General features: G+C 67.8%; 10 protein-coding genes. All 10 read right to left on the reverse strand.

Annotation, left to right across the window (positions count from 1 at the left end; all coding sequences use genetic code 11):
- Nucleotides 1–260 (reverse strand): hypothetical protein (locus WC493_RS19295; RefSeq protein WP_373067519.1); only part of this gene is annotated, 260 nt, incomplete at its 3' end.
- Nucleotides 261–270: 10 nt separating this feature from the next.
- A complete protein-coding gene (locus tag WC493_RS19300) occupies nt 271–1,743 on the reverse strand; it encodes a hypothetical protein (protein ID WP_373067521.1) in 1,473 nt (490 codons plus the stop codon).
- Nucleotides 1,744–1,753: 10 nt separating this feature from the next.
- Nucleotides 1,754–2,743: a hypothetical protein gene (locus WC493_RS19305; protein WP_373067524.1), complete on the reverse strand. Its 990-nt coding sequence runs from the start codon at nt 2,741–2,743 to the stop codon at nt 1,754–1,756.
- Between the two features lie 9 nt (nt 2,744–2,752).
- A complete protein-coding gene (locus tag WC493_RS19310) occupies nt 2,753–4,906 on the reverse strand; it encodes a hypothetical protein (RefSeq protein ID WP_373067526.1) in 2,154 nt (717 codons plus the stop codon).
- 7 nt (nt 4,907–4,913) lie between these two features.
- Nucleotides 4,914–5,279, reverse strand: a complete 366-nt coding sequence (locus WC493_RS19315) for a hypothetical protein (protein ID WP_373067528.1) — start codon at nt 5,277–5,279, stop codon at nt 4,914–4,916.
- Nucleotides 5,279–5,665, reverse strand: coding sequence for a hypothetical protein (locus WC493_RS19320; protein ID WP_373067530.1), 387 nt, complete (start codon nt 5,663–5,665; stop codon nt 5,279–5,281). The genes WC493_RS19315 and WC493_RS19320 overlap by 1 nt, the downstream gene beginning before the upstream one ends.
- Nucleotides 5,665–6,327 (reverse strand): phage baseplate assembly protein V, encoded by a 663-nt coding sequence (locus WC493_RS19325; RefSeq protein ID WP_373067533.1) that lies wholly within the window; start codon nt 6,325–6,327, stop codon nt 5,665–5,667. The genes WC493_RS19320 and WC493_RS19325 overlap by 1 nt, the downstream gene beginning before the upstream one ends.
- Nucleotides 6,327–7,673, reverse strand: coding sequence for a phage late control D family protein (locus WC493_RS19330; RefSeq protein ID WP_373067535.1), 1,347 nt, complete (start codon nt 7,671–7,673; stop codon nt 6,327–6,329). Before WC493_RS19330 ends, WC493_RS19325 begins: the two co-directional genes overlap by 1 nt.
- A gap of 7 nt (nt 7,674–7,680) precedes the next feature.
- The gene (locus WC493_RS19335; RefSeq protein WP_373067537.1) at nt 7,681–8,526 is read right to left on the reverse strand and encodes a hypothetical protein; all 846 of its coding nucleotides are present in this window, start codon (nt 8,524–8,526) and stop codon (nt 7,681–7,683) included.
- A gap of 3 nt (nt 8,527–8,529) precedes the next feature.
- Nucleotides 8,530–10,775, reverse strand: a 2,246-nt coding sequence (locus WC493_RS19340) for a phage tail tape measure protein (protein ID WP_373067540.1), incomplete at its 5' end; no start/stop codon positions are given.

A 10,775-nucleotide genomic window follows, 5' to 3' on the forward strand; every position in this document is an offset into this window, starting at 1 on the left:
ATCGCGGTGATCAGCGCGTCGCCCGCCTGGACGTCGGCGATCCTGCCGGATCCATCGGTGCCGTACAGACGCCCGAGGGTGATCTTGTCGTTGCCGCCGGCTGACAGCGCGCAGCTGGTGAACAGTCCGCGGCGCGGAAAGCCTGGCATCAGTGCGTCGCGGCTGGCCTTCAGCAGCAGATCCAGGAAGCGGGTGCCGATCTCGACGAAGCCCAACACCTTCTTGTCCAGGATCTTCACTCGCTTGTCGCCGGTTGCCATGTTCGCCTCGTCAGGTGGGGCCGACTTCCACGTACCGCAACGGGCGCTGGAAGATCTCGGATCGATGGTACTGCACCGCGGCAGTAGCCGTCACGGCGTTGCCGATCTCGACGGGACCGGCGGTGTACGTGTTGTCGGTGACCGGCCCGCCGAACAACTCCTGTCCGTCCCACCACACACGGATCTCGTTGGAGGTGTTGTCGCGGTTGCGCTGCACGTCGATCCGGTACCCCCGCGTCCCAGCTGGCGCTGTCGGTGCGTCGGCGTCACCGGCGAGGATCGCTGTCACGCCGCCGATCAGACGCATCAGGTAGATCAGCCCGCCCGGCGTGAACGTCACCTTGTAGTGGTTCTCGTTGTCTTGGCTGTAGAAGCGCAGCGTGGGCCGGACGCCTGTCGCGGTGTACGACAGCGATCCCTGCCAGACGTAATCGGTCCAGGTGGTCTCTCCGCCTGGGGACACACGCTCGAACGTGCCGGGCTGCAGGGACAACGCGGCGAGTTGCGGCGGCAAGGTGCTGGACGACGGATCGACGTACGTGCTGGGGCTGCCGGCCACAGTCTTCCACCAGGCCTTGCGGCCCGCCTGCAACGTGTCGATCCAGTCGACGAACGCCACGCCCCAGCGTTCGCCGACGGGCCGCGCGAGATCGATCAGATCCAGCACGACTTCCTGCAACGCGGTGGTCCGCAGCGGTACGCGGATCTCGCACCGCATGTCGCCCGGCACTTGCTCTTCCGCGGTCAGCGCGGTCGGTTCGTCGAGGAAGGCGGGCTTGGGCGGATCGAGATCCTGGCGCGCCACGCGCTGTATGTTCGGATCCGCGCTTGCGTAGACGATCCAGGGATCCCCGCCGGGCTCTCCGGTCAGGCCCAGCGTCACGTCGCCGACGATCCAGCGCGTCGCGAAGAAGTCATCGATCGCCGGGTAGGCGCCGGTGAAGGTGCGGATCGCATCCTGCAGTCCGCTGCGCAGCCCGCGGCGGTTCCAGTAGGGGACGGCCAGGCGGATCAGCTTGCGGAGATCGGCGGGCGACAGTTGCCGCGCGATCTCGTCGGGCTTGCCGCTGCCGGCGCCGAATCCGACGTGCGCCCGCAGGTGATCCAACAAGGCGTCGGGGGTGCGTGCCGGATCGGCTAGCAACGTCAGCCGCCAGATCTTCTGTTGCGATCGCTTCCACAGATCGGACGGGCGTTGCAGCAGCCGGCGCAGGATCGCCGATCCCAACTGTTCGTCGGCGGTGCGCAAGCCCTCTTGCAGCATCGGGTAGATCTCGCCGGTGGGGTGCACGTCGGTGTACGTCGGCGGATCGATCACGAGCTCGCTCGGCGACTGCGCGTCGGCCGGGGCGAGCGCGGACGCTTCCAGCCCGCCGGGGGACGGAACGGCGGGCGAGGGTACGCCGGCCAGCGTCCAGATCCCGTTGATCGGGAAGCCGGCGATCTTGAACGGGTACAGGGGGCTGTTCAGGCCGTAGGTCATGCCGGATCCCCTAGACCGGCGCGCCGCGTTCGAAGATCCGGGTGGCGGTCGGATCGCCGTTTTCGTCCTTGAGCGCCCAGGTCTTCAGCGGCGTGGTGCCGTCGTCGTCGTACAGGATCTGCGTGCGGGCCGCGGTGTCGATCTTCAGGCGGTTCTGCTTGAGCTTGCGGGCCAGCGTCGCCTGGGTCGCAGCGGTGGTGGACTGCGTGGCGGCCGTCGTCGACTGCGCGGCGGCGGTGGTCGCCTGGGCCAGCGCCAGATCGGCGGACGCCTTGGCGGCGTCGGCCTTGGTGCCTGCGGTGTCCGCCGAAGCCTTCGCCGCGTCCGCCTTGGTGCCGGCGGTGTCGGCCGAGGTCTTGGCGAGATCGGCGCTGGCCTTTGCCGCGTCGGCCTTCGTGCCTGCTGTGTCGGCGCTCGTCTTGGCGTCGGCGGCGTTGGTCTTGGCGGTGGCTGCGTCGGCAGCCGCGGCGGTGGCCTGGGCTGCGGCGGTAGCCGCGTCGGCAGCGGCAGCGGTCGCTTCGGCCGCAGCGGTGGCAGCGTCGCCGGCGATCCCGGGCGTGGCGGCCAGAACGGCGGCTGCGTCGGCCGCAGCCGCGGCGGCGTCGACGGCACCGGCCGCCGCGTCGGTTGCTGCGCTCCCTGCGTCGACGCACAGCGCGCCGTACACGCCGCCCCACTCGACCGCCAGGTATTCCGGCAGCGTGTCGAGTTCGCTGGAGTTGGTGATGGTGAAGAACCACACGCCAGCCATGTAGTCTGCCACCGGCACGGTCAGCTTCCACACTGCGCCGGCAGCGACCCATACGGGGTTCACCGGCCCGTAAGCTACCCCGTTGGGCTTGATCCCGTTGACGACGATCACGTGCCCCGCGTTGTCGGCGGATCGGTGCAGATACAGCGCTGCGAAGGCCGCGCCGTCCACCGTCACCTTGCGCAGCCCGGCCGCGTACAGCACGAGGTCTTCGGTGGCCAAGAAACCAGGCTTTCCGGCGGTGAACATGACGGGCCTCTACGCGGTGACGGTGATGGTGATGGCGCCGGGGGTCGGCAGTTCGTCGGCGGCCAGCGTCACGTCCGCCGCGGGCAGCGTCCAGGTGACGTTCTTGACCTTGCCCGGATCGGCGTTGAAGATCTCGGCGGCGATCCTCTCCCGGTACAGTACGCTCGCCGGGACGTGCACATATTGCCCGTCTTCGTCCTTGGCTAGCGGGTCCAGGAACGCGATCAACGCCTGTTCGATCTTCGTTGCGGACGCTGTGCCTTTCACCGCCGCGGTCACCGCCACGGACTTCAGTGCGAAGTTCTGGCTGGTCAGTTCGCTGTTCAGCAGCAGCACGCCTGTCTCGCCGGTGACCGGATCGCCGTTGAAGTGCAGATCGATCTCGTCGAGTACGTCCTGCGACAGCGATCCGCCGCCGGCCCCTGCGACCAACAGCTTGATCGTCTTGGGGCCGAAGCCTTCCTCGACCGCGTGGGCCCGGGCGACGGGGGACGATCCGTCGGCTGCGACGAACGCTTCGGCCAGATCTTCGCAGTCGGCGGGGGTCAGCGCCCGGCCACGGGTGCGCAGCGTCGCCGGGCCGGCGATCTTGATCCGGGCGAGATCTTCGGGCGTGCTGCCTTCGGCGATCTTCCAGCCGGCCATCGCCCGCGGGTTGGTGACCGACGCCACGATCGCCAGGCCGGCCTTGTTGATCGTGACCGCGCCGGCCGCCACGTTGCCGTCGTCGGGGGCGTTGTGCCGGTAGTCCAGGCGGATGTCGCTGCCGATTGGCGGGATCGCGCCGTTGGTGCCGTCGCCGAACGTGACGATCGCGAAGCCGTCTGCGTCGAAGTCCACCGCGGCGTGCTTCGACGTGCTCAGCGACGAAAGGAGATCGGCCACCACGTCCCATTCGGCGTAGCCGCCGCCGTCGTCGACGAACACCTGCACGGTGCCTTCGATCACGTCGGCGCGCACGGTGGCGAACGCCTGGCTGGCGCTGCCGTCGCTGCTGCCCGCGGGATCGTCGCTGGCCGATTCGCCTTGCGTGACCGACAGGCGCACGTACTGCGCGCCCTGATCGATGTACGCGCGATCCAGATCGGGCAGCGCCACCGCCGGGTGGTTCACGACGCGCATGCGCACGTAGAACGCGTCGACGGCGTTGATCGTGGTGGCGGTCCACCGGCGCTGCGTCGTTTCCGGCAGGGTGAAGGCCACTTGCAGCGTCAGTCCGTCGGACGCGACGGACTGATCCAGCGCGGGGACTTCCTTCCATTCCGCGCCGATGATGTAGTCCGTGGGATCCGTGCTAGCGACCGCCTGCCCCAAGTAGCCGGCGAGATCGCAGTAGTTGTCGCCGACGAACACCGACGTGGCGTCTTCGTAGGCCCCGGTCAGGGCGGATCGCACGCGCACGACGGCGCCGTGGCGATCGCTGGTGCCGAGCAAGCTGTTGCAGTGCACGCGCAGCACGGGGCCAACCATCTCGACGCTGGACGGGTTGGCATCGTCCAGCCCGCCGTCGTGGTATTCCCAGGCGACTTCGCTTGCCGCAGGCGCGGTGACCGCGGCGGCAAACAGCAGATCCAGGCGATCCCACTGCACGCTGTCGTGGCCGATGTACAGCAGATCGCCGGTGTCGTCGGCCACGGCGAAGTCGTCGGCGTCGGTGTTCAGGTTGGCGGTGCGATCGGTCCACGTGGTCGTGCTGAGATCGTATTCCCAGGCCTGCGTCAGTTCGTCCGACGCGGACAGGATCACGTCGTCCTGCAGCTCGAAGACGATCTCGGGATCGTCGGTCGCCTCTTCGGTCGCGAACAGCGCGCCGGCCGCGACCCCTGTCGCCACCGTCAAGGGGGCGGCCAGCTGCACGACCACTTCGCCGGTGGCGGGCGTGGCTTGCTTCAGGCGGTAGCCGATCAGGTTCAGGTGGCCGCGGACCGACTCGCGCAGCCGGGACGTCGGCAGCAGCGATTCTTGCGCCACGTGGTCCAACAGGCAGTTGTTGTAGTGCCCGACCGCGGCGAAGGCCCGCAGGATCTGGATCGTGGGATCGTGCGGATCTTCGTCGGTCAGATCGGGGGCGTCCTGCCGGCGGTGCGCGATCAGATCCTGGAGCAATTCCGGGTAGTAAAAACCCGCCCAGCGAAAGCTTGGGGTCTGGACGGTGCTTGCCATCGTGCCTCTACTTGTTGCCGATCTTCACCGACAGTGGCCGCTGTTCGTCCGTCTCGAGATCCCGATACAGGATCTGCACCGTCGTCTCGCCCGCGTCGTCGTCGCTCCGGACGCTGAGATCCAGCAACTCGGCCCGCCCGTCGGCGTACAGCCGATCGAAGTGCTGCCGCACCCGCCGGTCGAGGATCGCCCGCTGGGCCGCGTCTTGTAAATCGAATACGCCCGCCGCCGTCCCCACGTCCGTGTTGAACGGGTTGGCGTTCTCGCCGTCGGCCAGGATCAGCTGCACCAGGAGATCCATCTGGTCTGCGCCGTCGACGGTGACGACGCGGCCTTGCACCGTCCGGATCGGGATCGCGAGTCCTCTTGCCATCAGCTCACCGCCCCGGTGATCGGCACGGGCAGCGCCGGGCCCGCGGTGGGGGTGCCGGCGACCGTGCTGGTTTGCAGCCCCGCGTTGAGCGGATCGATCGTGATCGTGGCCGTCTTGACGAACGTGTCCAGCGCATTCGACAGGGCGGTAGCCAGGGCCGCGATCCGCACACCGTCGGATCCGTGCACGTACTTGTGGCAGGCGGTGGCGATCGCGTCGGCGCACGTCTGCCGAGCGGAGGCCGCCTGGGTCGGATCCGTGACCGCGAACGCGGTGTCGAAGGCCGCCTTCACGTCGGCCTTCAGCGTGGTCAGATCGCCTGCCGCCCACTGCGCGTTGAGCGCCGCTTCGATCGCGGTCTTCAGCGTGGCCTTGTCGAGAGCCATCAGATCCCCCCGCCCTTCTGCACGAACGCGGCGTCCGACAGGATCGCCTTGTTCGTCAGGTTGTTCGCCTTGAGCGCCGCTGTCTGTGCGGCGGTCAGCGGCGGGCCGGACGGTCCGACACCTGTCGCGTGCGTGTGCGCCATGTACTGATCCAGGAAGGAAGACAGGAAAGCCAACAGCACGTTGCCCAGCGGGATCGGTTCGTCGGCCGCTTCGGACAGCAGCCGCAGCTTGCCGGCCTTCAGGATCACTTCCTTCAACGCCTCGTCGAACATAAGGATCTGGCCCGAAGGCGTCTTGATCCCCATGCGCTTGCCGTACTTGGCGCGGAACTCGGCCGGGACGCTTGCCGTGTCCGGGTAGATGCAGCAGCGCCAGCGGTAGTCAGGCGCCGCCAGCAACCCCAGCCCGGGCACGTCGTCGTCGCTGGATCCGACCACCGCTTCGATCTCGACCACCTCGCCGGGATCCGGCAGGAAGAACATGCCCGCGTCGCCGCGACCGCTGTAGGGCGTCGACGACATTTCCACCCAGTCGGGCAGATCCGCCCCTTCGGCGGTGATCGCGCCGCAGGTGACCTTCAGCCGGCCGCGCTTCTCCGGATCCGCGATGCTGGTCACCGTGGCTTCGTAGATTTCGCGATGCAGGTACTGGCCGGCCATCAGACCTCGAGGCGGTTGATCACTTTGTTCGCGGAGAACTGGCAGCGGTAGCCGCTGTCGGCGTTGAACGTGTGCTTGACCTGGGTGAAGTAGTAGTCCCCGCTGTACGTCTTGCCGATCCCCTGGATCTCGTGGGTCTGCCCGGATCGGAGATCCGGCACGCCGATCGTCTCTCCCTGGATCGTCAGGAAAGCGTCCTTGTTCTGCTGGATCGTCTTCTTCGCCCAGTCCAACGCGGCTTGTGCGCTGCGGAACTTTCGGGGGGTGGCGACCGTGACGCCGTGGCCTTCGACAGCCAGGCGCACAAGCGACATGTCGGTGATCTCTTCCGCTTCGGGCCCGGCTTCCACCGGCCCCAGCGGGCCGCCCTTGGCGGTCACGCCGCGACCGTAGCGGACCTTCTTGCCGCGGGCGGTTTCCTCGACGTTGATCGCCTTCCAGCCCCGGGCCTTCCGATCGTAGATCTGGACTTCGACCTCGTTGACCGACTCGTCGATCGCGAACTGCAAATCCGCGCTGATCAGGGACGGCGCGTCACCGCCGTACTTGAAGACGATCTTGCTGGCCTGCCGGGCGAACTCGCGCGACTTGCGGAAGTGGGCGATCCACTTGCCGCCGGCCTTGACGCGATCCAGCCCGCCGGCCGTGCCGCGGTGCTTCTCGGCGGGCTCCCATTTGATGAAGAACTCGGCCTGGTACAGGCTCGCCAGAGCGCGCAACACGTCGTAATCGCTGGTGCCCTTCTTTTGCGGGAAGGACTCCTTGATCGCGGCTAGATCGGGATCGACCCTGGGCGTGATCCCGTAGGGCGTGCAGATCGCCGCGATGATGGATCCGACGGTACCGTTCCACACCCGGCCGCTGGTCTGCTTCTTGGCCTGGCCGGCGGCAGGCTGGACTTCGTAGAACTTCCGCTTGGTTTTCTTGGTGTTGACTCGCTTGCTGCCCGCGATCTCGAACTCCTCCTTCATCATGCGATGCGAGGGGTCCAAGGCCTTGACGTCGAGCGTGGGGATCCCGTCGGCGGGGAACGACGGCAGGAAGCGGGTGATCTTGCCGCGGCCGACGTACGCGGTGTCGGTGCCGTAGCCGAGGTGCAGTTCGACCTCTGCGCCCGGGCGGAAGATCTTGTTGTCGGTGTAGCGGTTGTCCGCGTTGCAGACGGCGATCGCCAGTTCGTTCGCGAGGCTCAGGCTGTCGTCGAACTCGACGGAGATCACGTCCTGCGTGAGATCCATCTGTTCAGCCGACTTGCCGCCGGCAACCAGCGTGTCGTCGACGTACAGCGCGAACGCCGGACACGTCCAGTCGATCTCCTGCAGGATGGTCTGGCGGGCGGCGGGCATCTGGGTCTCACGTCAGGAAGGGCATCTCCCGGGATCCGGTGCGATCGTCGATCGCAGCCAGGCGGGCTGCGGCGGCGCGCGGATCCTCGGATAGGGCGAACGCCTGCGGCTCGCGCCGCAGTCGCGTGAACCGATCGACGGCGGGCAGCCGCACCAGATCTCCGGGCCGGGGGAAGGCCGCGGTGTTCCGCTGCCGCAGGAACACCCCCAGCGTTGGCGATCCGTATTCCCGGGCGGCCAGTGCTTCGTATGTACCACCCTGCGGCATGGCCTTGTGCAGGCTGTCGTGCGGCTTGGCGGTCGGATCCACCCGCTCGAGATCGAAGGCGGCGCCGATCTTGCGCAGCGTGATCTGGAACGTCACGTCCCGAATCTGGCCGAAGCGCCACATTTCTCCGTACTTGACGCCGCCGAGCGACTGGATCACGCAGTCGTAGCGGACGCTTTCGCCCCATTCGAAGGTGAACCGCGGCGGTCGGCCGAGCTTCGGATCGCGGCGGATCGCCTTGCGCAGCGCGGCGACGTCGCGGGCCACGTTGCGGCTGAGGATCCCGTCGGTGGACGCGGGAGGTTGCCGCAGCGATCGGACGCCCAGGGCGTTCAGGCCTTGGGAGATCGCCGCGGTGGGGCTGAACCCGCCGGTGTCGAAGAACCGGGCGGTGAACGTGGCGGTCTCGGCGGCGCCGGCCAGCCATTGCAGGATCGGATCTTCGCGGCGGGGGATCTTGACCTCGCCCCATTCGGTCGTGACGTCCTCGCTGTACTCCTGCGGCATGAACTGCGCTTCGAACACCTCGACGGGCGGATCGATCCGGATCAAGCGCCATGGGGTCTGCGGCAGTCCAAGGCCCATCGGCTACCCTCCGATCCCGCGCTCGAGGATCATCCGCCGCTGTACCGGCGTCGTCTTGCTGCCGGTGCGATCCTTCAACTCGAGCTGCGCCTTGGCGATCCCGCGGCCGACGTTCTTGCTGTCCAGCTTGACGTTGGTGGTCACGTGCACCGGCTTGGCTTCGATCTCCGCACGTGCCGCGGCGGCCTTCGTTTCGTACATGGCGAAGGCGTCGCCGACCGCATCAGCGATGTCGGTCACGAACGTTTTCCGCATCCGCTCGGCGACTTGCTCGGCGTATTCTAACTCGGCCACCAGGCTGTCGTGCAGCGACATGGACGCGCGGGAGTCGATCCGCGCTGCCAGATCGGCCGCGTCTGCTGCTGCCTGTACGGTGGTGGCGCTCGCCGTGGAAATCGAACTTACGAGCCCGGAAGCGGCACTCAGCTGGCGGAGGATAGGCGTCAAGCCACCGACCGAGACTTCCTCGGACGCCGTAGCGATCGATTGCGCCGCCTGGGTCTGCGGAGCCCCTCTTCGCATGGCAGCCAGGATCGACGCTTCGTCCATCGGCCCCCGGTACTGGGCGACATTCGGCAGTGGCCGCGGTCGCGGGGCGGCGGCGATCAGCCCGTTGGGATCCACGGCCTCGCCCTTCTTCAGGTTGGCCTTGACCGCGGCGGCGATCTGGGATTCCCCATAGGCGTCCAGTCCTGCCCCCACAAGCGCGCCGGCGGTCAAGGCGAGCCCAGCCATGCCTGCGTAGCCGGCGACCCCGGGCCCCTTACCTGCCATGCCGGGCGGAAGGGCGGGACCGATCAGGCCGCCCTTGTTCCCGTAGCCTCTGCTCGCCGCCAAGGTGGCGGCGGCGTACTTCCACATTGCGGCGGTGGCGGGGCCGATCAGCTTCTTCATGTTCAGGAAGAACCCGACCAACCCGCTGCCGGCCGTCCCGGCGCCGAACAGCACCTTGCCCAGCCCGCCGATCAGCGTGATCCCGCTCGACAACAGCGGCAGCAGTACCAGCAACGGCGGCGACAGGGCCGCGAAGATCAAGGCCGCCTTGGTCCAGGCGGCCACCTTGTCGGGCGTCAGCGTCTTCAGGAAGGCCATCACGTGCGGCTTGATGTCCCGGAAGGCCTGCTTCACGCCGTCGATCGCGGCCTTCATCCCCTGCGCGATCGCGACCGCTGTCGGATCGATCTTCATCAGCGCCGACATGTCACCGCCGGCGGTGATCGTGGCGAAGGCCTTCTGAACGTCCTGCGCCAGCTTCAGCACGCCTTGCAAGCCGGACTTCCCGCCGGCCCCGAACGACTGCGCCATGTCGATCGCGATCACCTCGAAGGTGCTCTTGATCCGCTTGGCGACGCCGCCCAGGCTGGACGCCATGATGTCGGCCTTGTCCTGCACGGTGGTGGTGCCGTTGCGCACCTTGTCCACCATCGTGTCGAAGGCTTGGGTGCCAGCCCCAGCCAGCCCGGCCAGCGCGCGGCTGCCTTGCTCGCCGAACAGCAACTGGGTCTTTTGTAGGCGTTTGGCCTCGTTGGGGATCCGGCTCAGGGCGGCCTGAGTGTCACTGACGATCGACATGAACGGGCGCAGCTTGCCGGTCGAGTCGGTGACCGCGACCCCTAGTTCGGCAAAGTGTTTCGCTTTACGCGGCGAGGTCAGCGAATCCAGGACCGCCGCCAACCCGGTGCCGCCGACGGACCCCTTCGATCCGAACTTGTCCAGCAGGGATAGTGCCGCGGTGGTCTGCTCTACGTCGAAGCCCATGCGGTGCGCCGACGCGCCCGCATAGGTCATGCCTTCGCCGATCGAGGCGATCGACGCGCCCGATTCGTCCGCGGCCTTCGACAGCGCGTTGGCGGTCCGGCCGGCCTGATCCATGGACATGCCGAACTGGTTGATGGTCGAGATCACGATCTGCGCGGCGGCGTCGGTCGCCATGCCGTCGGCCTTCGCGGCGGCCATGATCGGCGCCGCGGCGTACTTCAGATCGCCGATCGCCACGCCGGACTTGACCAGCAGCTCGAGGGCCGCGGCTGCGTCGGCGGTGCTCTCGCCGAAGTCCATCGCCAGCGTCTTGGCCAAGCCTTCCAGCTCGCCGCGGACCCGGCCGAACTCAGTCTTGCCCAGGGCGGTGCCGATCTTGCTGATCGCGTCGTCGAAGCGGACAGCGGCGGCCACGCCCAAGCCGATCGCCGCGGTGGATCCCAGCATCGCCGGCATGGCCGCGCTGAAGGCCTGGCTGCCGCCCTGCTTGA

It is taken from the genome of Zavarzinia sp. (assembly GCF_041650655.1).
Taxonomy (GTDB): Bacteria; Pseudomonadota; Alphaproteobacteria; order Zavarziniales; family Zavarziniaceae; genus Zavarzinia.

What these genes read in the sequence shown, in the direction of transcription:
- WC493_RS19300 (WP_373067521.1), bottom strand. Translation starts at nt 1,743, where the DNA reads ATGACCTACGGCCTGAACAGCCCCCTGTACCCGTTCAAGATCGCCGGC.
- WC493_RS19305 (WP_373067524.1), bottom strand. Translation starts at nt 2,743, where the DNA reads ATGTTCACCGCCGGAAAGCCTGGTTTCTTGGCCACCGAAGACCTCGTG.
- WC493_RS19310 (WP_373067526.1), bottom strand. Translation starts at nt 4,906, where the DNA reads ATGGCAAGCACCGTCCAGACCCCAAGCTTTCGCTGGGCGGGTTTTTAC.
- WC493_RS19315 (WP_373067528.1), bottom strand. Translation starts at nt 5,279, where the DNA reads ATGGCAAGAGGACTCGCGATCCCGATCCGGACGGTGCAAGGCCGCGTC.
- WC493_RS19320 (WP_373067530.1), bottom strand. Translation starts at nt 5,665, where the DNA reads ATGGCTCTCGACAAGGCCACGCTGAAGACCGCGATCGAAGCGGCGCTC.
- WC493_RS19325 (WP_373067533.1), bottom strand. Translation starts at nt 6,327, where the DNA reads ATGGCCGGCCAGTACCTGCATCGCGAAATCTACGAAGCCACGGTGACC.
- WC493_RS19330 (WP_373067535.1), bottom strand. Translation starts at nt 7,673, where the DNA reads ATGCCCGCCGCCCGCCAGACCATCCTGCAGGAGATCGACTGGACGTGT.
- WC493_RS19335 (WP_373067537.1), bottom strand. Translation starts at nt 8,526, where the DNA reads ATGGGCCTTGGACTGCCGCAGACCCCATGGCGCTTGATCCGGATCGAT.